Below are 26,075 nucleotides of genomic sequence, written 5' to 3'. Positions count from 1 at the left end.
TCAACGAAGGAACGATACGGAACCGACCCCATGAGTTTAGCCGAACAGAATTTAGGTGCCGATACGACGCAGCAGGCGGAGGCCGAGGGCCGCTGGAGCGAACTCTTGCAACCCCGCCACTTGGCGGCGACCGTGACCTTGTGCCTCGGTGTCGCACTCTTTGCCTTCAACGAATTCTTCGTCTCGACGGCGCTGCCGACGGCAGTCGAGGAATTCGGCGGGGCTGCCCTTTTGTCTTGGGCGTTCACGCTCTACCTCGTGTTCGCCATCGTCGGCGGCGCCATGGCGGCCAACCTGAAGACGGGGTTCGGCGCGCGCAAGACGCTGATCGCCGCAGCGCTTGTCTTCGCCACAGGAACCGTGATCGCTACGACGGCGAGCGGCATGCCGCAGGTGCTCGCCGGCCGGTTGCTGCAGGGCTTCGGCGAAGGCATAGTCGCGGCCGTCTGCTACGCACTCATTCCGGAGCTCTTCCCGCCGCGCCTCGTGCCCAAGGTCTTTGGCGCGGAAGCGATCGTCTGGGCTACCGCCGCCTTTGCCGGCCCGCTCATCTCCGGGCTGCTCACGGAACATTGGTCGTGGCGCGCAGCGTTCTTCGTCAATATCCCGGCCGTGGCGATCTTCGTCGCACTCGTCGTTGCGATCGTTCGTCAACCGGCGCGAGGCGCAAAAGTGGCGGTAGCGGTTCCGTTGCCGCGGCTCATCGCCTTCGGCTTCGGCGTCCTGCTGATTTCGCTCTCGAACACTGCAGACAACGGCTATGCGATGGCGGCCCTGCTGGTGGCGGCGCTCGCGGTTTTCGTCGGTACGATCCGCTCCGATCGTCGAGCACCGCGCTCCATCCTGCCGCCAGACGCTTTTTCGGTCAGCAAGCCGCTCGGCACCGGCCTCTGGGTCGTTCTGCTGATGCCGCTGGCCCAGTCCTCGGGCTCCGTCTACCTCGTCTATGCGCTGCAACGCCTGTGGGATTTCGGCCCGACTGCCGCCGGGTTCTCAAGCGCGTTGATGGCCATGTCCTGGAGCGGGACGGCGATACTGGTGGCGAGCCTGCGATCGCATGCGATGCGCGTTCGATTGATCTCCACGGGCCCGTTGCTTCTTTGCCTCGGCCTCGTTGGATTGACACTTGCCGTCGGCGCCGGCGAGTACCGCCTGGTCTTCATCAGCCAGATCGCGATCGGCGCGGGTTTCGGTGTTTGCTGGGGGACGCTCAGTCAGCTTTTGATGGACGTATCGAGCATTGAGGAGCGCGACAAGACGTCCGCTCTGCTGCCGACGCTGCAATCGGCGGGTTATGCGATCGGCGCCGCCGTTTTCGGGGCGACCGCCAATGCGCGGGGCTTCGACGAAGGCGCCAGCGATCGCGTGATCTCTGCGGCCTTGCTCGCGGTGTTCGCCCTCGCTTGCATCATCGCCGCCGCATCGCTCGTCTTCGGCATAAGGACCCGTAGCCTTGTGCGGCAGAAGGCGCGTGCCGCGCCGCACGGACAGGCAGGGACGCGGGGATCGGTTTGAGCCGTTGCCTGGCCGGGGAGCCTGTCGCCTGTTGCTTCCCGCAGCGATGTGCGCACCCGTTTTCGGGTGCGCAAGCGGAGGCGTCAGGCGTCGAAATAGCTCTGCAGCGGGCGCACTTCGAGATTGCCCGCCTTCAGCGCCTTGATAGCAAGTGCCGCCGCCTCGGCGCCTGCCATCGTGGTGTAGTAGGGGACCTTCTGCATAAGCGTTGCGCGGCGAAGCGACTTGGAATCGGATATCGCCTTGTTGCCATCCGTGGTGTTGATGACGAGCTGGACCTGTCGGTTACGGATGGCGTCCTCGACATGCGGCCGGCCTTCCAACACCTTGTTGATCTTGGTGGCGGTAATGCCGTGCTCTCCAAGGAAGCGGGCAGTGCCGCCGGTGGCCATGACCTTGAAGCCGATATCCGAGAGAACGCGGATCGCCGGCAGGACACCCGGCTTGTCCTCGTCGCGAACCGAGACGAAAACTGTTCCATCACGCGGCAGATCGACGCCAGCGCCAAGCTGCGATTTGGCGAACGCGAGCGCGTAATCCGTGTCGAGCCCGATGACTTCGCCGGTCGAACGCATCTCCGGTCCGAGCAACGTGTCGACGCCCGGGAAGCGGGCGAAGGGGAAGACCGCTTCCTTGACCGCGATATGTTTCAGCTTGCGCGGGTCCGGCCATTTGCCGTAGGCGGCGACTGCTTCCTCCAGCGTCTCACCGGCCATGACACGCGCGGCGATCTTCGCGATCGGCGCGCCGATTGTCTTGGCCACAAACGGGACCGTGCGCGACGCGCGCGGGTTGACCTCGAGCACATAGATAGTGCCGTCCTTGATGGCGAACTGCACGTTCATCAGGCCGCCGACATTCAGTGCCTTTGCAAGCGCCGTCGTCTGGCGCTGGAGCTCGTCGACTGTCTCGGAGGAGAGGGTGTGGACCGGGAGCGAGCAGGCGGAATCGCCCGAATGGATGCCGGCCTCCTCGATATGTTCCATGATTCCGGCGACGAAGACATCTTTGCCATCGCACAGGCAGTCGACGTCCACTTCCGTCGCGTTCGTCAGATAGCTGTCGAAGAGGAGCGGGTTCTTGCCGAGCAGCGTGTTGATCTGCCCGGTCTTGTCGTTCGGGTAGCGCTGCTTGATATCCTCCGGCACGAGCCCCGGAACCGTGTCGAGCAGGTAGCTCTGAAGCTGGCTTTCCGAATGGATGATCTGCATGGCGCGACCGCCGAGAACGTAGGACGGGCGGACAACCAGCGGGAAACCGATTTCGGCGGCAACGAGGCGCGCCTGCTCGACCGAATAGGCGATGCCGTTGTTCGGCTGGTTGAGGTCAAGCTTCATCAGGAGCTTCTGGAACCGGTCACGGTCTTCGGCGAGGTCGATCGCGTCCGGCGCTGTGCCCAGGATCGGGATGCCGTTCTTTTCCAAAGCCTCTGCAAGCTTCAGCGGCGTCTGGCCGCCGAACTGCACGATGACGCCGTGCAGCGTGCCGTTTTCCTGTTCCGCGCGCATAATCTCGATGACATCCTCGGCCGTCAGCGGCTCGAAATAGAGCCGGTCGGAGGTGTCGTAGTCTGTCGAAACCGTTTCCGGGTTGCAGTTGACCATGATCGCTTCATAGCCCGCATCCTTCAACGCGAAGGCTGCATGGCAGCAGCAATAGTCGAACTCGATGCCCTGACCGATTCGGTTCGGGCCGCCGCCTAGAATGACCACCTTCTTGCGGTCGGATACCTGCGCCTCGGAACGCGCGACGCCGACGAACGGGGTCTCATAGGTCGAATACATATAGGCGGTCGGCGAGGCGAACTCGGCAGCGCAGGTATCGATGCGCTTGTAGACAGGGCGGACCTTCAACGCGTTGCGCAGTTCGGCCACTTCCTTCGGGCGCTTGCCGGTGAGCGTCGCAAGCCGGGCATCGGAGAAGCCCATGGCTTTCAGCATGCGCAGGTTCTCCGCGTCCTGAGGCAGGCCGTGTTCGCGGATACGCGCCTCCATGTCGACGATCGCCTTGAACTGGGCGATGAACCACGGATCAATCTTGCAGGCTTCGTGCACCTCCGCCTCGCTCATGCCAAGACGCAGCGCCTGGGCGACCATGCGCAGGCGGTCCGGCGTCGGCGTACCAAGCGCGGCGCGGATCGCATTGCGGCCGTCGCCATTCTCGTCGAAGTCGGGAATCTCGATCTCGTCGAGGCCGGTGAGCCCCGTCTCCAGCCCGCGAAGCGCCTTCTGCAGCGATTCGGCAAAGGTACGGCCGATCGCCATGACCTCGCCGACCGATTTCATCGCGGTCGTCAGCGTCGGTTCGGCGCCCGGGAACTTCTCGAAGGCAAAACGCGGGATCTTCGTGACGACATAGTCGATCGATGGTTCGAAGGAGGCGGGTGTGGCGCCGCCGGTGATGTCATTGTCCAGTTCATCGAGCGTATAGCCGACGGCGAGCTTGGCAGCGATCTTCGCGATCGGGAAGCCGGTGGCCTTGGATGCAAGCGCCGAGGAGCGGGAAACGCGCGGGTTCATCTCGATGACGACGAGGCGACCATTTTCGGGGTTGACCGCGAACTGCACGTTCGAGCCGCCGGTTTCGACGCCGATCTCGCGCAGCACCGCGATCGAGGCGTTGCGCATGATCTGGTATTCCTTGTCGGTCAAGGTCAGCGCCGGAGCGACGGTGATCGAATCGCCCGTGTGCACGCCCATCGGATCGATGTTTTCGATCGAGCAGATGATGATGCAATTGTCCGCCTTGTCGCGGACGACCTCCATTTCATACTCCTTCCAGCCGAGGACCGACTCCTCGATCAGGACTTCCGTCGTCGGCGAGGCATCGAGGCCGTTGCCGACGATCTCGAAGAATTCCGAACGGTTATATGCAATGCCACCGCCCGTACCGCCAAGCGTGAAGGAGGGGCGAATGATCGCCGGCAGGCCGACCTCGTCGAGCGCCTGGGCGGCAATCGCCATGGCGTGGTTGACATAGCGCTGCTTGCGGTCGCCTTCGCCGAGATTCCACTGGTTCTCCAATTCGTCGAGGGCACTGTCGAGTTCAGCGCCGGAAAACTTGGCCTTGAGCGCGGCGCGCTCGGCCTCGTGCACCTTGCGATCGTGATCCTTGATGTCGGTGGCGTTGGCCAGTTGCGATTTCGGCGTCTCCAGCCCGATCCGTGCCATTGCCTCGCGGAAGAGGGCGCGGTCCTCCGCCTTGTCGATCGCTTCGGGTTTGGCGCCGATCATCTCGACATTGTAGCGGTCGAGCACGCCCATGCGGCGCAGCGACAGCGCCGTGTTGAGCGCCGTCTGGCCGCCCATCGTCGGCAGCAGCGCGTCGGGACGCTCCTTGGCAATGATCTTGGCGACGACCTCGGGCGTGATCGGCTCGACATAGGTCGCGTCCGCCAGCCCCGGGTCGGTCATGATCGTCGCCGGGTTGGAATTTACCAGAATAACGCGGTAACCTTCCTCCTTCAACGCCTTGCACGCCTGGGTACCGGAGTAATCGAATTCGCAAGCCTGACCGATGACGATCGGCCCCGCGCCGATGATGAGGATCGATTTGATATCTTGGCGCTTCGGCATGGCAATCATCCGTTTCTGGCTGCGCGAAAAACCGGCCAGGTTGGGAGGTCACCGGCCGGGTCGCGCATTGATGGTCTTTTCAGGCTAAAAGCGGCTTATAGGCAAATGTTTCTGCAAGCGAAACCCCGAAAATTCCAGAATCGACAATAAAGCGAACATATTTGCGCCGGCCCTTCAAAGTGCCGACCTGCGGCGAAAAATCACCTTCGATGCCGTCAAGCACAGACTATCCGCAAGAAGGGATAACCAGCACCTTGACCTCTCCAGCAGCGGCCGGACAGGTGATGATGCCCGGCGCCTCCGCGAGCGGCACGCGACGGGAAATCAGCCGGTCGATTTCGATCGCACCGGAAGCAACGAGATCGGCGGCACGGCGATGGACAAAGGGATTGATGAAAGAGCCGAGCACACGAAGTTCGCGGAAGAGGATGTCGAAGGGCTCGATCTCGACCTTTTCGCCCTGCGGCAACACGCCCAGGATCACGACCGTGCCGCCCGCTTTGGCGAGCCGCGTCGACTGCTGCACCGTTTCCGCGACGCCGGCGCATTCGATCACCACGTCGACGCCTCCCGGAACGAGACCTGCCGGGCCGGCGATCGCTTCCACGACCTCAGTGGCCACCGGATCGACGGTCGCGGTCGCGCCGACCTCTTCGGCCAAACGGCGCTTCGATGCCTGGCGCGTCGAGAGAATGACCGTCGTCGCGCCGGCGAGTCTCGCGAGTTGAACCGTCAGGAGGCCGATCACGCCGCCACCGAGGACTGCCACCGTCGAGCCCGTTTTTATCCCCGCAATATCGATGCCGTGCAGGCAACAGGCGAGGGGTTCACAGAAGGCGCCATGCACGGGATCAAGGGCAAGCGGGATCTCGAAAGCCTGCTTCTGCGGCACCAGGACGTATTCGGCGAAGCCACCGTCGCGATGGATGCCGATCGCGCGCAGATTACGGCAGAGATTGACTCGCCCCGCCTGACACTGGGGACAGCGGCCACAGGAAATATTGGGATCGCCGGTGATCCGGGCGCCGGGCGCGATGCCCCGGACGGCGTCGCCCGCCTTTACGACGATGCCGCAGAATTCGTGCCCGAGCGTGACCGGTGGCGTGGACGGAAATTCGCCATGAAGAAGATGGCGGTCGGTCCCGCATATGCCGCAGGCCTCCACTTTGACGAGCAGATCGTCGGGCCCGGGCTCAGGCACCTCGACGTCCCGAACGGAGATATTACCCACCGACTCCAGACGCACTGCCTTCATCTGCCCCTCCTGCCGTTCTGCTTCTTGGATCGGAACACGGGGAGGGCGAGGCGTCAATCCTGCCACCTACTCTCAAGGCACATAGCCGTCGACGGCACCCGACAATACCGCCCGCAGCATGCAACCGGCTGCCGGCGATTGCGTTTTACAAGACTCGTCGTCCGGACGTATAAATCATTGGGCGCGCTGAAGTAGAGGCGACGCCTTCTGGAGGAAAGACCATGGAATGGAAGGGCCGCCGCCAGTCCAGCAATGTCGAGGATCAGCGCGGGGCAAGCCCCGGGGGCCCGTTCGGGCGCGGGGGCGGATTCCGTATACCTGGCGGCGGAATGCGCCGTGCCGGCGGTGGTATGAGCTTCGGCACGCTGATCTTCCTCGTCATCCTCTATTTCGTGCTCAGGGCAATGGGCATCGATATGCTCCAGATCCTTGAAGGCGGGCCGGTGAACATGCCGGGTTTCGAACAGAGCGATGGCTCGCAAGCGCCGCGCGGTTCGGCCGAGGAAGAGGAGATGAAAGCCTTCATGGCCACGGTGCTCGCGGAAACGGAAGACACCTGGAACGGCATTTTCCAGGCGAGCGGCGAACAATATGAAGAGCCAAGGCTCGTGCTCTTCAATGGCGCGGTTCGCTCGGCCTGCGGCTTTGCCTCGGCTGCATCCGGTCCCTTCTATTGCCCCGGCGACCGCAAGGTCTACCTCGACATGAGCTTCTTCGACGAGCTCGCGCAGAAATTCGACGCCTCCGGCGACTTCGCCCAGGCCTATGTGCTGGCGCATGAGGTCGGTCATCACGTCCAGAACCTCATCGGGGTCCTGCCGAAGTTCAACCAGATGCGCCAGCGCATGAGCGAGGCCGAGGCAAACCAGATGTCGATCCGTGTCGAACTCCAGGCCGACTGCTTCGCCGGCATCTGGGGCAAATACACCGAACAGAAAGGATTGCTGGAGCGCGGTGACCTTGAGGAGGCGCTGAACGCCGCGACCCAGATCGGCGATGACACCCTGCAGAAGCGGATGCAGGGCTATGTCGTACCGGAAAGCTTCAACCACGGCACGTCCGAGCAGCGGATGCGGTGGTTCAAGCGAGGTTTCGACAGCGGCAAGATGTCGGACTGCGACACCTTCTCCGGCTCCGTCTGATCGCTCGGGTTCCGACAGCGGCGCTCCATCTTCCTCGTTCATCCGTGCCTTTCGCTGTCCATGTGCGCGAGTTGCGCCTCGGGGTAGCGGGCGCCGGCGGCGGCGCCCTTCGGGACGGAGCGCTCGATCGCCGCCATGTCATCCGCATCGAGACGAAGCGATTGGGCGCCGAGCGCCTCGGAAAGCCTGTCGCGACGGCGTGCGCCGATGAGCGGCACGATGTCCGCCCCATGCGCGGCGACCCAGGCGATGGCGATCTGCGCCACGGTCACGCCTTTGGCGTCGGCGACGCGCCTCAGCGCCTCGACCAGCGCGAGGTTCTGATCGACATTGCCCTCCTGGAAGCGAGGGCTCATGGCGCGGAAGTCGCCGCTTCCCGCCGCTCCCTTCTGCCAGTGGCCGCTTATCAGCCCGCGCGACAGCACGCCGTAGGCAGTGATGCCGATCCCGAGCTCGCGGCAGGTCGGCAGGATCTCGTCCTCAATCCCGCGGGAAACCAGCGAGTATTCGATCTGCAGATCGCATATCGGATGGACGGCGGCCGCGCGCCGGATCGTCTCCGGTCCGACTTCGGAGAGGCCGATATGACGGACATAGCCGGCTTTCACCATTTCCGCTACGGCACCGATGGTGTCCTCGATCGGCACGTCGGGATCGAGTCGGGACGGGCGATAGATGTCGATGTACTCGACGCCGAGGCGCTGCAGCGTATAGGCGAGGAAGTTGCGCACCGCCTTTGGCCGGGCATCGTAACCGAGCCAGGCGCCGGCTGCATCACGCATGGCGCCGAACTTCACGCTGAGCAGCACTTGGTCGCGATCGCAATCCTTGAGCGCCTCGCCGATCAGCATCTCGTTATGACCCATGCCGTAGAAGTCTCCGGTGTCGAGCAAATTAATACCGGCATCTAGCGCGGCATGGATCGTGGCGATGCTCTCCGTGCGGTCTGCGGGACCGTACATGCCCGACATTCCCATGCAGCCGAGCCCGATGGCGGAGACTTTCGGACCGGATTTTCCAAGCGAAACCATTTGCATCTCGTCTCTCCTTTTTGAGGCCGTGCGTTCGGTGCAAGGTTTACTTCCGATTTGGCTGTGCGATAATCAGGCAGAAACCAAACAGCTTGTGCGGAATATCGTACAATGAGCGACCTTCCACTTGCAGACCTCGATGCCTTCGCCGCCGTCGCGCGCGAACGCAGCTTTCGAACCGCTGCCCGCAAGCGCGGCGTCTCGGCCTCCGCCCTCAGCGAAGCGCTGCGGCGGTTGGAGGCGAGGCTGGGCGTGAGACTGCTCAACCGCACGACCCGCAGTGTCACCGCAACGGAAGCGGGCATGAGACTGTTCGAGCGGCTGTCGCCCGCACTTGGCGAGATCGCCGGCGCGCTCGATCAGGCCGCAAGCGAACGCGACAAGCCGGCCGGAACATTGCGGCTCAACGTCCCCACGATTGTCGCGCGGGTCATCCTGCCGCCGATTATCGGGCGCTTTCTCAAGGCCCATCCGGCGATCAGTTTGGAAGTGGTCGCTGAGGACGGCTTCATCGATGTGCTGGCTGCAGGATTCGACGCCGGCGTGCGCTATGAGGAGCGTCTGGAAAAAGACATGATCGCCATCCCGATCGGGCCGCGAGTGCAGCGCTATGTTACCGCTGCGGCCCCGGACTATCTCGCCAAGCATGGCGAGCCGCAACATCCGCGCGACCTCCTGGAGCACGCGACGATACGCCACCGTTTCCAGAACGGCATTGCGCTCGCCTGGGAATTCGGCGAGGGCGCGGCGGCAATTACTGTCGCGCCCCCCGCGACCGTGCTCGCCAATGCGATCGATCTCGAAATCAGCGCCGCCGTCGGTGGTCTAGGAGTGATCAGAAGCTTCGAGGAATTCCTGCTGCCTGAGATCAAGGCGGGCCGCCTCGTTCCGATTCTGGAGGCTTGGGTTACCAGCTTTCCAGGGCCGTTCCTGTACTACGCCGGCCGTCGGCATCTTCCGGCTCCGCTTCGCGCCTTCGTCGATTTCCTGAAGGCCGAACAGCGGCACTCAGAGCGCTACGGCATGTTTCCTTAAATCGTAGCCGATTAAAGGAGAAAAACATGCAGCACTTCAAAGTGCTACAGCGTCTCTTTGTGCGTCTGAAAAGACGCACGGCGCTATAGGGTTGCAGCCAAAGGCCAGCAAGCCATCAACAGACGAGATCATTTCGATCATAAACTTTGAAATGTTCACGTATTGTTTGCGTCGTGACAACACGATACACCTTATTTGGTAACGTCGTTCACGTTCTGTCCCGCTTGCGGACAACGGGAGGGAAGACTCATGCGGGACAGCAAATTTGTACGGCGTGGTCTGTTCCTCGTCTTCCTCATCCTCTTTCTCGACATCATGGGCATCGCGATCATCGTGCCGGTGCTGCCGAGCTACCTGGAGGAGCTGACGGGCGCGGATGTCGGCGAGGCGGCGATCGACGGTGGCTGGCTGCTGCTCGTCTATTCGGCGATGCAATTTCTCTTCGCACCGCTGATCGGAAACTTGAGCGACCGATTCGGGCGTCGGCCGATCCTGCTTGCCTCGGTGCTCACCTTCGCGATCGACAATCTGATCTGCGCGCTTGCGACGAGCTATTGGATGCTCTTCGTGGGGCGCATTCTCGCCGGCATCAGCGGCGCGAGCTTTGGAACCGCGTCCGCCTACATCGCCGACATTAGCGACGACGGAAACCGCGCCAAGAATTTCGGCCTGATCGGCATTGCCTTCGGCACGGGCTTCGCCCTCGGTCCGGTGGTCGGCGGCTTTCTCGGGGAGTTGGGGCCCAGAGTGCCCTTTTACGGCGCGGCGGGGCTTTCCTTCCTCAATTTCGTCGTCGGGCTCTTTCTCCTGCCGGAGACGCTTGCGCGCGCACACCGGCGGCGCTTCGAGTGGCACCGAGCCAATCCACTCGGTGCACTCAAGCAGATGCACAACTATTCCGGGATCGGTTGGGTGTGTCTCGTCTTCTTCCTCTACTGGCTGGCCCATGCCGTCTATCCCGCCGTGTGGTCGTTCGTATCCTCCTATCGCTATGGATGGAGCGAAGGGCAGATCGGACTCTCGCTCGGCATCTTCGGCGTAGGCGGCGCGTTCGTTATGGCGGTTGTCCTGCCGCGTGTCGTGTCGAGACTGGGCGAAAGACGAACGGCAACGCTCGGGCTCGTTTTCACGGCGCTTGGAATGACCGGCTATGCGGCCGCGTGGGAGGGCTGGATGATCTACGTCGTCATCGTAGCAACGGCACTCGAGAGCCTCGCGGATCCGCCGTTGCGCAGCATCGCATCGGTCCACGTCCCGCCGTCGGCGCAGGGCGAATTGCAGGGGGCACTCACCAGCATATCGAGCATAACGACGATCCTTGGGCCTTTGATCTTCACTCAGATCTTCGCCTATTTCACCAGCCCCGTGGCCACCTATTCGTTTTCCGGCGCGGCTTATGCGCTTGCGGGCTGTCTGATCGTTGCCGCGCTTGTGGTCTTCCTCTCCAAGGTGCGCAGTGTTCGCGGCGACGCTTTCGAGGAGACGGTCCCGAGACCAACGCAGGCCTAGCGGCTCCCGGCAGGTCATGCCTGCAAATTGATCAATTTTCTTGATCCATCGATGAAAAATCGAGCAGTTCGGTCTTTATTGCTGGCGCTCGCGCCGGTGGTGCTCTAATTCGAATACCCTCCTTCATTTTCCGACTTTTTGCCGCTGCAGAGCCAGGATTTTCCATGCTGACCGCAAACAAAGACCTTGTGCTTCCGCAAACCGACAATTCGTGGGGCATGCATTTTCGCGCCAGCGTGTATCTCGGCGTTCCCTTCATCGGCGCCCAGCTTGCCCAGCTTGCAATCAATACGACCGACGTTCTGATGGTCGGCAAGTTGGGTGCGACGCAGCTCGCGGCCATCATCATTGCGACGCAGGTGTTCTTCACGGTCTTCATCTTCGGCAGCGGCTTTGCAAACGCCGTCGTGCCGATGGTCGCGCAGGCGCAAGGCCGGGGTGACAAGATGTCCGTACGACGTTCGGTCCGAATGGGCATGTGGGTGGTGCTGCTCTACGGCATCCTGACCGCACCGGCACTCTGGATGGCCGAGCCGATCCTGCTGTTGGCCGGGCAGAAGCCAGAGGTCGCAAAGCTCGCCGGGGAATATCTGCACGTAGCGCAGTGGGCGATCTTTCCCAGCCTCGTCTTCATGGTATTGCGCGCCTTCCTAAGCGGCCTCGAACGGGCAGGGGTGATTCTGTACGTGACGCTCGCGACCTTGGTTCTCAACGCCGTGCTTTGCTACGTCCTGATCTTCGGTCATTTCGGCTTTCCGGCGCTCGGCATATTCGGAGCCGCCGTCGCGGCACTCGGCGTGGCGCTGCTCGGCGCCGTGCTGACAATCGGCTACATCCGCAACCGGCCGGAACTCAACGGATATGAACTGTTCGTGCGTTTCTGGCGGCCGGACTGGCCCGTCTTCCGCGAAGTCATCCATCTCGGCATTCCGATCTCGCTGACGATCCTAGCCGAAGTCAGCCTGTTTACCGTCGCTTCGCTGCTTATGGGAACCATCGGCACGATCGAACTCGCGGCGCACGGCATCGCGCTTCAATTCGCGTCGATCGCCTTCATGATTCCGCTCGGCCTGGCCCAGGCCGGGACCGTGCGTGTGGGCCTGGCCTATGGCGGTGGTGATATGCTCGGCGTCAAGCGCGCGGCGATCGCCGTCCTTGCACTCGGCTGCGGCTTTGCCGCCGTCGGCAGCACGATTTTCGCGCTGTTTCCCTATGAGCTCGCAGCCCTCTATCTCGATACGAGCCGCCCGGACGCCGCCGAGGTTCTGGCCTTCGCGGGGCCGCTGATCGTGATAGCCGGCGCCTTCCAGCTCGTCGACGGGCTTCAGGCGATCGCCGCGGGGATGCTGCGCGGTCTCAAGGACACGACCGTGCCGATGATTCTGGCGATGATTTCCTATTGGCCAATCGGCTTCTTCTGCGCCTGGGCCTTCGCCTTTCCGCTGAAGTTTGGTGGGGTCGGCGTCTGGTTCGGCTTCGTGCTCGGGCTTGCAGCAGCGGCGCTATTGCTCAATTGGCGCTTCTTCCGCCTGCTTCGCTTCACGCGCACAGCGCCTGCCGTTGCCTAGAAAAGAAAAGCCGGACGGGCAGGGGAGGCCGTCCGGCTCGTAAGAGCGACCACATCAGGGGAAAAATGAGGCCGCTTATTCTGAAGCTTCCCTGTGGGAAGCTTCCTGGAGGCATTCACATCAAGAACTGGAGACGACAGGCGCCCGATCACGTCATCTGCGCCGCAGTCGATCGGTTCTCACCGGCACGGCCGTCGGCTCGCGAGCCTCGTCGCGAAGTGCATGGATAGTCGCAACGACCATTGCGAAGAACATCGCCACCGAAAACAGAGCCAATCCCATCGCCGTCTCCCTTCCATCGCTAAACGGCACGCGCTTGAAAAAAGTTCCGTCACTGTGGCTTCACATTACAACTTCCGGTATGAAGCCCTCTTGAACGTTGCGTTCATCTAGCATTCATTCTTTCTGTGCCGCTGTTTCCCCGGGAACATCGCACGAGCCTTGCGGTTCGCCGTCGTCCATGACAAAAGGCTTCACCAAACGGAAACAGGCGCAATGACCACGGCTTTTTATCCCGGCTCCTTCGATCCGATCACAAACGGCCATCTGGATGTGCTCGTCCAATCGTTGAACGTCGCAGGGAAAGTAATCGTGGCGATTGGCGTCCATCCGGGAAAGGCCCCGCTTTTCTCCTTCGAGGAGCGGGCGGATCTCATCCGCCGCTCGCTCAGCGACTTGCTGCCGGAGAGGGCAGCGGACATCGCTGTCGTCTCCTTCGACAATCTTGTGGTCGACGCCGCCCGTCAGCACGGGGCAAGCCTTCTGGTGCGCGGCCTGCGGGACGGGACGGACCTCGACTACGAGATGCAAATGGCGGGCATGAACCGGCAGATGGCGCCCGATATTCAGACCCTGTTTCTGCCGGCAGGCACCGCATCCCGGCCCATTACGGCCACATTGGTCCGGCAGATCGCGGCTATGGGCGGTGACGTCAGCGCCTTCGTTCCCAAGGCGGTCCACGAGGCGCTGCAAGCGAAGCGCAAGTAAGCTCACATCACGGCAAGGAGACTCCATGAAAATCCTCCAACTCGCGTTCGCAGGCGCCCTCGCGCTCGCCACTTTGACGGGAGGCGCCCTGGCGCAGTCGAGCGAAAACATCCTTACGATCCAGCTCAAGGACGGGCCCGTCGTCGTCGAGCTGCGTCCTGACATCGCGCCGAAGCATGTCCAGCAGATCAAGGAGCTCGCTGCCGCCGGCGAATACGACAACGTCGCCTTCCATCGCGTCATCGAGGGCTTCATGGCCCAGACCGGAGACGTGCAGTATGGCGACATGAAGGCCGGTTACCAGGCTGAGCTCGCAGGAACGGGCGGCTCCTCCAAGCCCGACCTGCCAGCCGAGTTCTCCAACGTTCCCTTCGAGCGCGGCACAGTCGGCATGGCGCGCTCCCAGGACCCCAATAGCGCCAACTCGCAATTCTTCATCATGTTTGCGCCTGGCGACTTCCTCAACGGACAGTACACGGTCGTCGGCAAGGTCGTCGAAGGCATGGAGAATGTCGACAAGATCAAGCGTGGTGACGATGCCAATAATGGCGCCGTCACCGATCCAGACCGCATGATCAGCGTCAAGGTCGGCAGGTAAGACTGAAAACAGAAGGAGAAGAACCATGGCCGAGATCAAGGATCCGGAAAACACGATCATCATGGAAACCACAAAGGGCAGGGTGGTGATCGAGCTGCTGCCGGACGTCGCTCCGGGCCATGTCGCCCGCATCAAGGAACTGGCGCGCGAAGGCGCCTATGATGGCGTGGTCTTCCACCGTGTGATCGAAGATTTCATGGCCCAGACCGGCGACGTGCAATACGGCAAGACCGGCAGCGAGAGCTTCAACCCGGCACGCGCCGGCATGGGCGGTTCCTCCAAGCCGGATCTCAAGGCCGAGTTTTCCGATGTGTCGCATGTGCGCGGCACCTGCTCGATGGCACGCAGCCAGATGCCGAACTCGGCGAACTCCCAGTTCTTCATCTGCTTCACCGACGCTCCCTGGCTCAACAAGCAGTACTCGGTATGGGGTCAGGTCATCGAAGGCATGGAGAACGTCGATAAGATCAAGCGCGGCGAGCCGGTGCGTGATCCCGACTCGATCGTGTCGATGCGGGTTGCCGCCGACGCCTGATTTGGGCTAATGCACAGACCCGCCCTGGTCGCGCGCAGAGCCGCCGGGGCGGGTTTTGCTTTTGTTTGACATCTTCGATGCGCGTAGACCTGTTCGATTTCGACCTGCCGGAAGCCTCCATTGCGCTCAGGCCCGCAAGCCCGCGCGACAGCGCGCGCATGCTCGTCGTGCGGCCGCAGGGTGAGCCGGCCCTCAGCGACCATGGCGTTCTCGACCTTCCGTCGTTGCTGAGACCCGGCGATGCCTTGGTATTCAACGATACCAGGGTCATCCCCGCGCAGCTCGAGGGCATCCGCCATCGCGGCGAAGATATAAGCACGCCGGTTTCGTTGACACTGCACATGCGTATCGCGCCCGACCGTTGGAAGGCTTTCGCGCGTCCGGCGCGCCGGCTGAAACCGGGGGACCGCATCAGCTTCGGCCACGGCGGTAATGCCTGCCTCCTCGGCTCCCTGGAGGCGACGATCGAGGAGAAGGGCGATGCCGGCGAAGTGACGCTTCGTTTCGATCTCTCCGGCCCGGTGCTCGACGAAGCGATCATGGCCGTCGGTCATATTCCGCTGCCGCCTTATATCGCTTCGAAGCGGGCGGATGATGCACAGGACCGAACCGACTACCAGACAATCTATGCGCGGGAAGAGGGGGCGGTCGCGGCTCCAACCGCAGGACTTCATTTCACAGACCGCCTCTTCGCCAGGCTTGACGAAGCCGGTGTCGAGCGCCACTTCGTGACCTTGCATGTCGGGGCCGGGACGTTCTTGCCGGTCAAGACGGATGATACCGACGATCATGTGATGCACGAGGAAATCGGCCATGTCGACGCGGCAACCGCCGAGAAGCTGAATGCCGTCAGCGCGCGCGGTGGTCGCATCGTCTGCGTCGGAACGACATCGCTTCGGCTGATTGAGAGCGCGGCCACCGAGGATGGCACCATCCGTCCCTGGTCCGGACCGACCGGCATCTTCATTACGCCGGGTTACCGCTTCCGCGCCGTCGATATGCTGATGACCAATTTCCACCTACCGAGATCGACATTGTTCATGCTGGTCTCGGCCTTCGCCGGCCTTGATACGATGCGTGCCGCCTATGCACACGCCGTCGCGACCGGCTATCGCTTCTATTCCTATGGCGATGCAAGCCTGCTTTTCCGGAAAGACTGAATGACCGAGACGTTTCAATTCAAGCTGCTTGCGACCGACGGCAACGCTCGCCGCGGCGAGATCTCGACGCCGCGCGGGACGATCCGCACGCCGGCCTTCATGCCGGTCGGAACCGTCGGCACGGTCAAGGCGATGTATCTCGACCAGGTGCGCGAGCTCGGCGCCGATATCATTCTCGGCAATACCTACCACCTGATGCTGCGCCCGGGCGCCGAACGCGTTCACCGGCTCGGCGGCCTGCACAAGTTCATCGGCTGGGAGCGGCCAATCCTGACCGATAGCGGCGGCTTCCAGGTGATGTCGCTCTCCAGTCTGCGCAAGCTCAACGAACAGGGTGTAACCTTCAAGAGCCATGTCGACGGCGCGCTCTATCATATGTCTCCCGAGCGCTCGATCGAAATCCAGGGCCTCCTCGACAGCGACATACAAATGCAGCTCGACGAATGTATCGCGTTGCCGGCGGAGCCCCAGGAAATCGAGCGCGCGATGGAGATGTCGCTGCGCTGGGCGGAGCGCTGCAAGATCGCCTTCGGCGACCAGCCGGGCAAGGCGATGTTCGGCATCGTGCAGGGTGGCGACATTCCGAAGTTGCGCGAACGCTCGGCGCAGGTGCTCAAGGACCTGGACCTCAAGGGCTACGCCATCGGAGGCCTTGCCGTCGGCGAGCCGCAGGAGGTCATGCTCGACATGCTGGACGTGACTTGCCCGGCACTGCCTGCAGAAAAGCCGCGCTACCTGATGGGGGTCGGCACGCCGGACGACATTTTGAAATCCGTCGCGCACGGCGTCGACATGTTCGACTGCGTGATGCCGACCCGCTCCGGTCGTCACGGCCTTGCCTTCACCCGCTTCGGACGAATCAACCTGCGCAATGCCCGCCATGCCGAAGACACGCGCCCGCTCGACGAGCAATCATCCTGCCCGGCGACGCGCGACTATTCACGCGCCTACCTGCACCATCTGATCCGCTCGAACGAATCGCTCGGCGGCATGCTCTTGAGCTGGAACAATCTCGCCTATTATCAGGAATTGATGGCCGCCATCCGCAAGGCGATCGGGGAGGGGCGTTACGCCGATTTCATGGCGGAGACCCTGGAGGGCTGGCAACGCGGCGATCTGCCGCCGGTGTGAACGGTTAAGCTGCGGACCGGCAGGGCGCCTGCAGACGACGCAAGCCACCCAAGTTCTCATCCCGTGCGGGCGCCGCGACGGGCACCGCAGCATGACGTGAACTTTTTTCCCGAGCCGCAGGGGCAGGGATCATTGCTCCGACGCTGCAAGCGGCCGATCAAGGGCAGGAGAACTGCGGAAGGCATCATCGACGCCAAAAGAGTGGTCAACTTGGCCGATATGCCTGGCACGACGAGGCGGCGCCCGGATTTGAACCCGCGCCAGGCGCGTTCGGCGACGTAAGATGCATCCAGCTTTGGCAAGACCTTGAACAGCGCAGCCCGATTGGCGCCGGACGTCGCAAGGAACTCCGTCGAGACCGGTCCCGGAGCGACGCACGTGACGGTCACCCCTGTGCGGCGTAATTCCTGATGAAGCGCCTCGGAAAAGGAGCGCACAAAGCCCTTGCTGGCATAGTACAAGGCCATGTACGGGCCGGGAGTGAAGCTCGCGACCGACCCCAGATTGATCACGCCGCCACGGCCGCGCGCTACCATGCCCGGCAGAAAGCGCAGCGTGAGATCGGTGACGGCGCGGATGTTGAGATCGACGATTCCGATTTGTTCCTCCACAGGCAATAGCGTCGCGCTGCCGCGCAGGCCGTATCCGGCGCTGTTCACCAGAACGTCGCAGATCAGGCCGTTTGCGGAAAGGAAATCCTCGAGACGCTTTGCAGCGTCCTGGGCCACAAGATCCAAGGCGAGTGTAAGGGCCTCGCCGCGAGTCTTTTGAATATCGGCGGCGGCCGCCGCCAATCCCTCGGCCGAGCGCGCGACCAAAACCACCGTTGCGCCATCCGCGGCAGCAACTTCGGCAATCGCCTTGCCGATGCCGCGGGACGCGCCGACCACGACGACCGCTGGCCGGAGTTCGCCAATCATGTCTGCGCTCCCGAAGCAGCCGCGGCCTGAACATTCTCGCTCGAGGCGTAATTTTGCACTTCGGCAGCAATCTCGCCGTTCAAAATTCTCTCGAATCGCTCCAATGCGCGCGCCACATTGGCGCCGTCCATCACCCTGTGATCGTAGTGAATGCGGACGGTGACCAAACCCTTCTCGTCGATCGGGCCGTAGTTGAGGAGACTGGTCAAGGGCGTCAATGGATTCAGAGATTCGGCACCGAGGCCCGAATAGACGGACAATTGGAACGTCCCAAAATGGCGCGCCCGCTGCCGTCCGATATTCAGTCCGAGCCACATCAGCAGCCATCTGATCGGCGCCGGCAGGCGGGCGATCTTCAGGGCGCGCCGGAACTCCTTGACCTCGAGCACCGGGCGCGTTCGCGCCGCCTGGATCAATGCGCCGAGCTCCGCAATCGAACGGCGCTCGGGATTCTTGATGGAACTCAGCAGAACGACTCGCTCTCCGTGGAACTCGCGCTCATGCGCGATGGAGGCAACACTTGCCGGATATTCGTAGAGCTGCGGCCTTGGGAATTTGACGTAAGCACGCCGCAGCTCGGGCGTCTCCAGGGCAAGGAGAGCATAACCTTTCAGGAAAAGCGTCGTCCAGGAAGGCCTGCTTGGCTGTGCCATTCGCGCCTTCAGGAGCGGGCCGAGATCCATCTGCCGCTGCACGCTCACCCGTGGCACGCGCATCGAGAACCGCATCAGGTCCCCGACAAGGCGCCGCGGCGCCGAAAGCTTGAGAGCTCGGCCTCGCATCATGCCACCTCTAGTAAATGTAGGGAATGATTCGCTTGGTGCTCTCCATATAGTCGCGATATTGAGAGCCGAATATTTCCAACATCATGCGCTCCTCCTCGTTCACCCTCAACAGGAAGAGGACTGCGAAACCGATCAGGCCCGCCAGCCCCACGACCCAGTTCGACAGCAGGAACGCCTGGCCGAGGCCCATGAGCAGGAACGAGGTGTACATGGGATGCCGCACAAGGGCATAGGGACCACCGCGAATCAGCTCATGCTTGTCGCGAATCTCAAGCGTAATCGACCAGTTGCGGCCGAGCTCCTTGTGGGTTCTCCGAAAGACCCACATCGCAAGCGAGAAAATTGCCGTCCCAACCGTGATTGCCCAGACGCGGGCAGGGTAGTCGGCCGCTCCCGGGATGCCGGTAGCTACGTAAAAGCCGGGAAAGATCGCAAGACCGCACAGCGCTGCGACGAGCCCGATGATCTCGGAAGGCGAACGGCGGTGACTTACGACGCGCACGCGCTTCGCCCGACGTTCGTACGGACGCCGAATGAAGTACCAGGCGACGATCCCGAGCACCCAGATGATCTCGCCGATGGAATCTACCGACATGTTCACTCTAGTTCACCAAGGCCCGCCACCATTCGAGAAAGCCGCGCCAAACGGCGACGATGGTGGCCGGGCCTCCCTTCGACAGGCCGTTCTTTGACGACGCTCGGATTCGGCTGGATGACGAGCCTCGTGACCGGCCGCTCTCACCCTGCGTTCATCTCCCGCAGCTTTGTAATGAATTGTTGTGGCCTAAGCCAGATGCCGGGAGTCTTATATCCCATGGAGCGGGCAATTTCCGCCACGAAGGCATTGCAGTTGTAAAACGTAGCGTGCCAGAAACGCGACTTGGTCTTCAGTTCTCTGATGAAGGCGACGACCTTCTTGTACTCCGCTTCCGTCAGCATGACGCGCCAGCTTGCGGAACGATATTCTTCCTCGAGATCGCCATCGCTCGCGCCGGTCTCTGCCGGGACCGGCACGAAATGACCGACGACGTAGGGTGTTGGATCAACGGTGGCCGGCGCGAGTCCCGCGACCTCGCGTTGAACTATCGCCCCGGCTTTGTTTGTTCGCCCGAAGATGACATAGGTGTGGCCATAGCTGAGTGCATATCGCGAGCGAAACTCGATGAAGTACCCTCGCTCTCTCGTTTGCGATGCCAACTTGGCCGGCGCGCCATACGGGCTACTCGAGACGTAAGCGGGCTGGGGACCCTTGTCTTGCGTCTGGCAAGCTACTGCCGCGAATGCGAGCAAGACGACAAGCGATATACGGCCGCGTACAAGCGTCATCTCATTAACTGCGCTCTATCATCCGAGCCCTGATCAATCCAGACCTCGGGCCGGCTCCTGATAACTGCCGGCACCCTTGGCCGTCAGCCTCGGAGCCGATCTAGTATTGAATAACGTGCCGCGGGGAAATGCTCCTTAGAACTTCCCCACGGCACAAAGTCACCTGTTACTTATAAACCGGCGCAGGCTCTGCTGCTACTGGCTCTGCAGGCGGCGGGGCCTTGCCCTTGCCCTTGCCGATCGTATCGCACGCGGTGAGACCGGCAATCGAAAGCAACGCAATCATCACGACTAGAATTCTGCTCATCAAGAAGTCCTTTCCTCAATAGTCGGAATGGGTTATCGAAGGCAACACTCCAAGTAATAGTGGCGATTTGCGCCCGGGCCTAGTGCAGAAAGGACACACTTGATATCCGCTTTATGGTTACCGGGTTATCAACCGCGCCTGAACACACAAGGCTTAGTTATTTATACCGAAAAATTAGGGAAAACACCATCAGATGAGCAGCACAGTCGTACCCACGGGGACACGGCTGTAGAGATCAACGATGTCTTCGTTCGTCAAGCGCACGCATCCGCTCGATACCGCTTGACCGATCGTCCACGGTTCGTTCGTTCCGTGCAAGCGGAACATAGTGTCGTTTCCGCCGCGGTAAAGATAGAGGGCAGCCGCCCCCAGTGGATTGTGAAGCCCGCCGTCGACTCCGCCGGCATATTGCGCGAGCCATGGCTTGCGCTGAATCATGTTCGCGGTCGGTGTCCAGGAAGGCCACTCCGCTTTGCGACCGATCGTCGCTCTTCCCTTGAGTGTACGTCCTTGTTCGCCGACGCCGATGCCGTATCGAATCGCTGAACCGCCGTTCTGCACGAGATAGAGATATCGCTGCTCCGTATCGACGACGATCGTTCCCGGCGGCTCGCTTCCATTAAAGGCCACTTCCTGCCGCCGGAATTGAGGGGCTATACGCGTTCTGGCTTCGCGAGGGCCCCTTGTCGGTTGCCACGTGCTACATCCAGAGGCCAAAAGAGCCAGACCGCCCACCAAGAGGGCCCGGCGCGCAATACGGTCGTTCTCCATTCTCACCTGCTGAGTTAATTGTGAGTCCCTACCGGATTCGTGTTTAACACCCAAGCGCGTGCCGGCCAAGTCTCGCAACGCCGATGGCGGCTGGAAGCGGTCCAAAGTTGCCTGGGCGCACAGGTGCCCTCGAGTTGCAGTCGCCATGTCCGCAAACCTATTGCGCTGATTCGCTTTGCTAGGCCTCCCGGAGAGATGGGGCAGATATTCTGTTGGCGAGCGCGTCTGGCGCCAGACTGTGTCGTTTTGGGACGAAGTCGATCGGCTCCGATGGATGAAACCTCTTGCGACAAGCATCCCCGTCTGCTCGACTGGATTTGGGTAGGGGAGGAAGGAGACACGATGAAGCTTGGCTTCGAAGGCAAAGTCGCGATCGTAACCGGAGGCGGTTCCGGAATAGGCGCTGCCATTTCCCGGCAACTTGGCGCCGAGGGCGCCGAAATCGTCGTCGCCGATCTCGACGCCAATGCAGCCAAGAGCGTGGCTGCCGAGATTCGAGCGAACGGGGGAAAGGCCGGTGACTTCTGCGTCGACGTTGCCGATGCCGGAGCCGTAGCGGAACTGGTCGCGTTCGCTGTCCGGGAGTGCGGCGGTCTACACCTCGCGGTCAACAATGCGGGCATCGAGGGACCTCGGAAAGCGACGGCAGACTATCCGCTCGACCACTGGCACCGGCTGATCGACGTCAACCTGAACGGCGTCTTCTACTGCATGAAACACGAGATCGCCGCCATGCTGAAAAGCGGGGGCGGCGCCATTGTCAACATGTCCTCCATTCTCGGGTCTGTCGCATTACCGACCGCCTCAGCCTACACGGCAGCCAAGCACGGCGTCGTCGGACTGACGAAGGCCGCCGCGATCGAATACGCAAGGATGGGTGTCCGCATCAACGCCGTCGGCCCTGGCTGGATCGAAACGCCGCTTCTGTCGGAACACTCCGAGCTGGCAAGCAGCCGCCGCCTGGAGGCGCTTCAGCCTATGGGCCGGCGCGGGAGGCCGGAAGAGGTGGCGGCACTCGTCTGTTTCCTTTTGTCCGAACAGGCGAGCTTCATCACCGGCAGCTACCATCCGATCGACGGAGCCTATACAGCACATTAGGGCAGGCTGGCTGTCGTGGCCGATGCTTTCGTAAATTTAGAGAGGGGCAGCCGGCGAGAGGGGCGAAGAGGATTAGCGAATGTCCGTGCTTGCGACAAAGCGGCTTGTCACGCGCTTTTATGCCGACATGTTTCGCGACCTGTCTGCCGCGGCAAAATGGGTGCATCCGGAGTACGTCGATCACAACAATCCGAGCGGCGAGCGTGGCCCCGAGGTCTTACGCGCGCACGTCGATGCGCTCCTGCAGACGTTTCCGGATTTTGAGCTCAGGATCGAAGACCTGATCGCCGAACGCGACAAAGTCGTCACCCGAGTGGCCGGCCGAGGAACGCACAAGGGAACTTGGATGCAAATCGAACCTACCGGATTGGTCATCGAGGTCAAAGGCATCAACATCGAACGCGTCGCCGATGGACTGATCATTGAACACTGGGGCGAGGCGGACACGATCGGTATGCTCATCCAGATGGGCGTCAATCCCTTTGTCGGCCGGCAGCCACGCTGACCGCTCGCGATCTGTTCGGAAGAACAGTGCGTCTAGGCGCGTTGTCTCTCACAAGTCGTTTACCCTCAGACCCACCCGGTGGAGAATCTAGGCCGGCAGCACGAGGCAAGTGCCTCGATCAGCCTCACCGTCTCTCTGCCATCAGAAACAGCGCCAGTGCACAGCACAGCAGACCAAGGGTCAATGGCAGGCCCTGATGCCCGATCAGCTGCATCGCCAGTCCCGCCGCGGGCGAGCCCACGATGCCGCCGACGCCCCATACGGACGCGAAGGCCGCATTGCCGGCGATCAAGGCTTGACCGGTGAAACGCTCGCCGAGTTGGATCAGCGACACGGTGTAGATCCCGAACGAGACCCCGCCCCAGACGAAAACGAGCGGCCAGATGAGCCAAGAGTTGAAGATCGACGGCAGTAGCAGGCAGCCGGCCAGCGAAACCAGGGCACAGAATAACATGGTGTGCGTCGAGCCGAACCGTTCGGCCAAGCGCCCGATCAAAACCTGCAGCGCGGCATTGCCTGCGATGAAACAGGTGATGAGCGAAGCGATGCGCTCCTCGGCGCTGCCGAGCGCGGCGCCATAGACCGCGAACAACGAAAGCAGGACCTGCTCCAAGGCGGCTGCGGCGAAAACCGCAAACAAGAGGAGCGGCGCCAGCGCGAAGAAGGCGCCGACCGATGTTGCTTCGCCTTCATGCGGCATCTTCGGCAGGCGCGGCACGACCGCAAGCACGGTCAGGCCGCAGAGAAGGAAGGCCACGATGCCGATCATGAAGGGCGGCCAACCCTCAGTGCCGACCAGGCCGAGCGACAGCGGGCCGATGGCGAAGCCACCCGAAACGATCGATGAATAGAGGCCCATGATCCGGCCCCGGCGTGGCGCGGGCGCGATCGAGATCAGCCAGGTTTCGCTGATCACGTAAAGCGGATTTGCGAAGAAACCGAGCAGGAAGCGCAGCGGCATCCAGGCCCAGACTTCCTGCGTCCAGGCAATCGCGAGCAGGGTGAGCGCAGCCAGGATCGAACACAGGATCGCGAATCGCGCCCCGCCCACGCGCCGGGCCAGCGGCGGAATGAAGGGCGCGGATACAATGAAACCCAGCGGCGTCATCGCCGCCGACAAGCCGATTAGGCCGGGCGTCGTCCCCTGCCGCTCCAGGATGAAGCTGAGCAGCGGATAGGTGAGCCCCTGTGCCAAGGCGAACACCGTGACGGTCGCGATGATGCCCGCCATCGCGGCCCATGGCGTCCGATCCTCTCGCGGTGATGTCGTGCTGTGCAAGTGCCGGCGAGCCACCGCGGCACGCGGAAACTGGCGATCCGGTGTCATTACGGCATTCGCCTCATAAAGGGTTTGACACTTGCCAGAAGGGCTTGGCGATCTCTGCCTCGACCTCGCGTCTCGTCAGACCGATATCGTCGATCAAATGGGGATCGTCCCTCAACTTTTGCTCGAGTTCCCAGCGAAAGCGTATCCGCTCGCCCCAGGTCGCGATAATGCTTCGCAGGGTCGCCAGGCTGTAGTGCCGACGCGACACTTCCGCCGGCTCCACGGGCGTTCCCGGCTGCGCCGCCTGAAGCGGGGCCGACGCAAGGGTAGGGGTATCGTTCATGGCAACCTCCACATGGTTTGAAGGCCCGGGGCCCAGACCTGAAAGAGGCTGAATTCTGCAGGATACGAACGGCGCGGTAATTAAGGTCTCCCAAAAAGTTCTCAAAGACTTCTAAACGGGCTATAGAGCGCCCTATGCGGGGATCACGTTTCGCCTTTGGTCCGTTCGTGCTTGATTCCGGTGCGGGAACGCTGCTTCGGAACGATGATCCCGTTGCCGTAGGCCACCGCGGGCTGAAGCTGCTTGCGGCGCTCGTCGGACGGCCCGGTGAAATCCTGGGTAAGGCCGAGTTGATGGATGCGGCGTGGCCTGGCACGGCCGTCGAGGAAGGTAACCTCACTGTCCAGATCGCGCTGCTCAGGAAGCTGCTTGGTCCGGCCGCAGACGGTGGTCAATGGATCTCCACGATTCCGCGCGTCGGCTACCGCTTCGCGGGAGCCGTCGAACGGCTCGGTGGCGCGAGGCGAGAGCCTTTGCCGCTGCCCGACAAACCATCGATAGCCGTGCTGCCCTTCGTGAATGTCAGCAACGATTCCGAGCAGGAATCCTTCGCGGATGGGTTGACCGAAGACCTGATCACCGATCTATCCAGGGTCTCCGGCCTGTTCGTCATCGCACGCAACTCCGCCTTTGCCTACAAAGGAAAGGCGATGGACGTGCGCGCGATCGCTGAGGATCTTGGCGTGCGCTACCTACTGGAGGGTAGCGCACGACGCGCCGCGGGACGCGTGCGCATCAACGCCCAGCTGGTCGACGCGATGAGCGGCGACCATCTATGGGGGGAACGCTTCGATCGCAGCCTGGACGATATCTTTGTCGTCCAGGACGAGGTCACCGGCAAGATCGTGGAGGCGTTACTCGGCCGGCTGCGCACACCGCCGCCGCGCAATCGTCCTAAGAATCTCGAGGCTTACGATCTCTGCGTGCGGGCGCGCAAGGTGATGGATGATTCGCCGCAGATGGCTCAGGAAGCGCATCTGATGCTCAGGCGCGCCGTTTCGCTCGATCCGGAATACGCCGAGGCCTATCGCTGGCTTGCCATAAACCACTGGATGGGATGGGTGCATTCGGGCGGACCAACTGAAGCTAACCGCAGCATTGCTTTGGAACTGGCGCGCAAAGCTGTCGCGCTCGATCCCAATGATGCTGGCTGCCGCTGGGTCCTGGCTTACCTGCTGGCCTACGAGCGCAACTTCGCAGAGGCGGATGCGGAATTCGCCAAGGCGATTGAACTCGACCCGAACGAGGCCGACACCTGGGCGGCATTGTCCGACATCACGGTCTTGGCCGGGCGGGTGGAGGAGGGCCTTGACCACATTCGAAAGGCGTTCCGCCTGAATCCGTTTCCGGCAAGTTGGTACTATCTGACGCTCGGCCAAGCGCAATACGCGGCCGGCGAATACGAAGCCGCTGTCGAGACACTGCGCCAGGACGAGACGTATCGTACAAGCTCACGCCGCTTCCTGGCGGCAAGCCTCGCTCAGCTGGGCCGGCTCGACGAGGCGCGCGCAGAGGTCGAATTGTTCCTCGTCGGTAACCCGCATTTCACAATCCGCCACTGGGCCACGACGGAGCCATTCCGCCACGCTGCGACGCTTGAGCATTTCGTTGATGGCTTCCGCAAGGCCGGCCTTCCGGAGTGACGCGCCGGCGTGTCGCACTTCATCCTTGAACCCACCCGGCTACACACCTGTGGCGGCCAGGTTGAAATG

At 62.2% G+C, this 26,075-nt stretch carries 26 protein-coding genes; 13 read left to right on the top strand and 13 right to left on the bottom strand.

Annotated elements, in window-relative coordinates:
- Positions 1-30: 30 nt before the first annotated feature.
- Entirely contained in the window at positions 31-1,515 is a 1,485-nt protein-coding gene (locus tag AYK65_RS12800; protein WP_081158624.1) for an MFS transporter, read from the top strand.
- A gap of 83 nt (positions 1,516-1,598) precedes the next feature.
- On the opposite strand, the gene carB is transcribed toward AYK65_RS12800, so the two are convergent.
- The 3 genes from carB to AYK65_RS12790 form a co-directional block, all read right to left on the bottom strand.
- On the bottom strand, positions 1,599-5,090 hold the full coding sequence (gene carB, locus AYK65_RS12795) for a carbamoyl-phosphate synthase large subunit (RefSeq protein ID WP_081158700.1): 3,492 nt from the start codon (positions 5,088-5,090) through the stop codon (positions 1,599-1,601).
- A gap of 79 nt (positions 5,091-5,169) precedes the next feature.
- Positions 5,170-5,313 (bottom strand): hypothetical protein, encoded by a 144-nt coding sequence (locus tag AYK65_RS32380; RefSeq protein ID WP_172401992.1) that lies wholly within the window; start codon positions 5,311-5,313, stop codon positions 5,170-5,172.
- A gap of 3 nt (positions 5,314-5,316) precedes the next feature.
- Positions 5,317-6,345 (bottom strand): zinc-dependent alcohol dehydrogenase family protein, encoded by a 1,029-nt coding sequence (locus AYK65_RS12790; protein WP_081158622.1) that lies wholly within the window; start codon positions 6,343-6,345, stop codon positions 5,317-5,319.
- Positions 6,346-6,566: 221 nt separating this feature from the next.
- On the opposite strand from AYK65_RS12790, the gene ypfJ reads away from it, so the two are divergent.
- Positions 6,567-7,487 carry a KPN_02809 family neutral zinc metallopeptidase gene (gene ypfJ / locus AYK65_RS12785; RefSeq protein ID WP_081158620.1) on the top strand — a complete coding sequence of 307 codons (921 nt, stop codon included), beginning with the start codon at positions 6,567-6,569 and terminating at the stop codon, positions 7,485-7,487.
- A gap of 38 nt (positions 7,488-7,525) precedes the next feature.
- Here ypfJ and AYK65_RS12780 read toward each other — a convergent pair whose 3' ends face one another.
- On the bottom strand, positions 7,526-8,524 hold the full coding sequence (locus tag AYK65_RS12780) for an aldo/keto reductase (protein WP_081158618.1): 999 nt from the start codon (positions 8,522-8,524) through the stop codon (positions 7,526-7,528).
- A 105-nt stretch (positions 8,525-8,629) separates the two neighbouring features.
- Between AYK65_RS12780 and AYK65_RS12775 the strand changes: the two genes are divergently transcribed.
- From AYK65_RS12775 to AYK65_RS12765, 3 genes are all read left to right on the top strand, one after another.
- Complete coding sequence (locus AYK65_RS12775) at positions 8,630-9,553, top strand: LysR family transcriptional regulator (protein ID WP_081158616.1); 924 nt, start codon at positions 8,630-8,632, stop codon at positions 9,551-9,553.
- A 249-nt stretch (positions 9,554-9,802) separates the two neighbouring features.
- Complete coding sequence (locus AYK65_RS12770) at positions 9,803-11,062, top strand: TCR/Tet family MFS transporter (RefSeq protein WP_081158614.1); 1,260 nt, start codon at positions 9,803-9,805, stop codon at positions 11,060-11,062.
- A 164-nt stretch (positions 11,063-11,226) separates the two neighbouring features.
- Positions 11,227-12,630, top strand: a complete 1,404-nt coding sequence (locus AYK65_RS12765) for an MATE family efflux transporter (protein WP_081158612.1) — start codon at positions 11,227-11,229, stop codon at positions 12,628-12,630.
- Between the two features lie 153 nt (positions 12,631-12,783).
- Here AYK65_RS12765 and AYK65_RS33470 read toward each other — a convergent pair whose 3' ends face one another.
- Entirely contained in the window at positions 12,784-12,912 is a 129-nt protein-coding gene (locus tag AYK65_RS33470; protein WP_026614063.1) for a hypothetical protein, read from the bottom strand.
- 213 nt (positions 12,913-13,125) lie between these two features.
- On the opposite strand from AYK65_RS33470, the gene coaD reads away from it, so the two are divergent.
- The 5 genes from coaD to tgt all read left to right on the top strand — a co-directional run bounded on the left by coaD (position 13,126) and on the right by tgt (position 17,041).
- The gene (gene coaD, locus AYK65_RS12760) at positions 13,126-13,617 is read left to right on the top strand and encodes a pantetheine-phosphate adenylyltransferase (protein ID WP_026614064.1); all 492 of its coding nucleotides are present in this window, start codon (positions 13,126-13,128) and stop codon (positions 13,615-13,617) included.
- 25 nt (positions 13,618-13,642) lie between these two features.
- On the top strand, positions 13,643-14,215 hold the full coding sequence (locus AYK65_RS12755) for a peptidylprolyl isomerase (protein ID WP_026623150.1): 573 nt from the start codon (positions 13,643-13,645) through the stop codon (positions 14,213-14,215).
- Positions 14,216-14,240: 25 nt separating this feature from the next.
- Positions 14,241-14,750: a peptidylprolyl isomerase gene (locus tag AYK65_RS12750; RefSeq protein ID WP_026614066.1), complete on the top strand. Its 510-nt coding sequence runs from the start codon at positions 14,241-14,243 to the stop codon at positions 14,748-14,750.
- Between the two features lie 77 nt (positions 14,751-14,827).
- On the top strand, positions 14,828-15,910 hold the full coding sequence (queA, locus tag AYK65_RS12745) for a tRNA preQ1(34) S-adenosylmethionine ribosyltransferase-isomerase QueA (protein ID WP_081158610.1): 1,083 nt from the start codon (positions 14,828-14,830) through the stop codon (positions 15,908-15,910).
- Positions 15,911-17,041, top strand: coding sequence for a tRNA guanosine(34) transglycosylase Tgt (tgt, locus tag AYK65_RS12740; protein WP_026623152.1), 1,131 nt, complete (start codon positions 15,911-15,913; stop codon positions 17,039-17,041).
- A gap of 56 nt (positions 17,042-17,097) precedes the next feature.
- On the opposite strand, the gene AYK65_RS12735 is transcribed toward tgt, so the two are convergent.
- From AYK65_RS12735 to AYK65_RS12710, 6 genes are all read right to left on the bottom strand, one after another.
- A complete protein-coding gene (locus tag AYK65_RS12735) occupies positions 17,098-17,961 on the bottom strand; it encodes an SDR family NAD(P)-dependent oxidoreductase (RefSeq protein ID WP_081158608.1) in 864 nt (287 codons plus the stop codon).
- Positions 17,958-18,743, bottom strand: coding sequence for a hypothetical protein (locus tag AYK65_RS12730; protein WP_081158698.1), 786 nt, complete (start codon positions 18,741-18,743; stop codon positions 17,958-17,960). The genes AYK65_RS12735 and AYK65_RS12730 overlap by 4 nt, the downstream gene beginning before the upstream one ends.
- Positions 18,744-18,753: 10 nt before the next feature.
- Positions 18,754-19,341, bottom strand: coding sequence for a protein-S-isoprenylcysteine O-methyltransferase (locus AYK65_RS12725; protein ID WP_046120949.1), 588 nt, complete (start codon positions 19,339-19,341; stop codon positions 18,754-18,756).
- Between the two features lie 143 nt (positions 19,342-19,484).
- Positions 19,485-20,072 carry a hypothetical protein gene (locus tag AYK65_RS12720; protein WP_026614072.1) on the bottom strand — a complete coding sequence of 196 codons (588 nt, stop codon included), beginning with the start codon at positions 20,070-20,072 and terminating at the stop codon, positions 19,485-19,487.
- 166 nt (positions 20,073-20,238) lie between these two features.
- Positions 20,239-20,379 carry a hypothetical protein gene (locus AYK65_RS12715; protein WP_026614073.1) on the bottom strand — a complete coding sequence of 47 codons (141 nt, stop codon included), beginning with the start codon at positions 20,377-20,379 and terminating at the stop codon, positions 20,239-20,241.
- Positions 20,380-20,568: 189 nt separating this feature from the next.
- Positions 20,569-21,150, bottom strand: a complete 582-nt coding sequence (locus AYK65_RS12710; protein ID WP_026614074.1) for a L,D-transpeptidase — start codon at positions 21,148-21,150, stop codon at positions 20,569-20,571.
- A gap of 342 nt (positions 21,151-21,492) precedes the next feature.
- Here AYK65_RS12710 and AYK65_RS12705 point away from each other — a divergent pair, with 342 nt between their 5' ends.
- Together AYK65_RS12705 and AYK65_RS12700 are read left to right on the top strand one after the other, a co-directional pair.
- Positions 21,493-22,248, top strand: coding sequence for an SDR family NAD(P)-dependent oxidoreductase (locus AYK65_RS12705; RefSeq protein ID WP_026614075.1), 756 nt, complete (start codon positions 21,493-21,495; stop codon positions 22,246-22,248).
- Positions 22,249-22,327: 79 nt separating this feature from the next.
- A complete protein-coding gene (locus AYK65_RS12700) occupies positions 22,328-22,753 on the top strand; it encodes an ester cyclase (protein WP_046120950.1) in 426 nt (141 codons plus the stop codon).
- Positions 22,754-22,877: 124 nt separating this feature from the next.
- On the opposite strand, the gene AYK65_RS12695 is transcribed toward AYK65_RS12700, so the two are convergent.
- Together AYK65_RS12695 and AYK65_RS12690 are read right to left on the bottom strand one after the other, a co-directional pair.
- A complete protein-coding gene (locus tag AYK65_RS12695; RefSeq protein WP_046120951.1) occupies positions 22,878-24,080 on the bottom strand; it encodes an MFS transporter in 1,203 nt (400 codons plus the stop codon).
- A 13-nt stretch (positions 24,081-24,093) separates the two neighbouring features.
- Positions 24,094-24,363 carry a DUF1127 domain-containing protein gene (locus tag AYK65_RS12690; protein ID WP_234706876.1) on the bottom strand — a complete coding sequence of 90 codons (270 nt, stop codon included), beginning with the start codon at positions 24,361-24,363 and terminating at the stop codon, positions 24,094-24,096.
- Between the two features lie 134 nt (positions 24,364-24,497).
- On the opposite strand from AYK65_RS12690, the gene AYK65_RS12685 reads away from it, so the two are divergent.
- On the top strand, positions 24,498-26,006 hold the full coding sequence (locus tag AYK65_RS12685; protein ID WP_081158606.1) for a winged helix-turn-helix domain-containing tetratricopeptide repeat protein: 1,509 nt from the start codon (positions 24,498-24,500) through the stop codon (positions 26,004-26,006).
- Positions 26,007-26,075: the final 69 nt, after the last annotated feature.

The organism is Ensifer aridi (genome assembly GCF_002078505.1).
GTDB lineage: Bacteria > Pseudomonadota > Alphaproteobacteria > Rhizobiales > Rhizobiaceae > Sinorhizobium > Sinorhizobium aridi.
The sequence above is the reverse complement of the archived record's forward strand: the minus strand, read 5'-3'. Positions and strand labels throughout refer to the sequence as shown.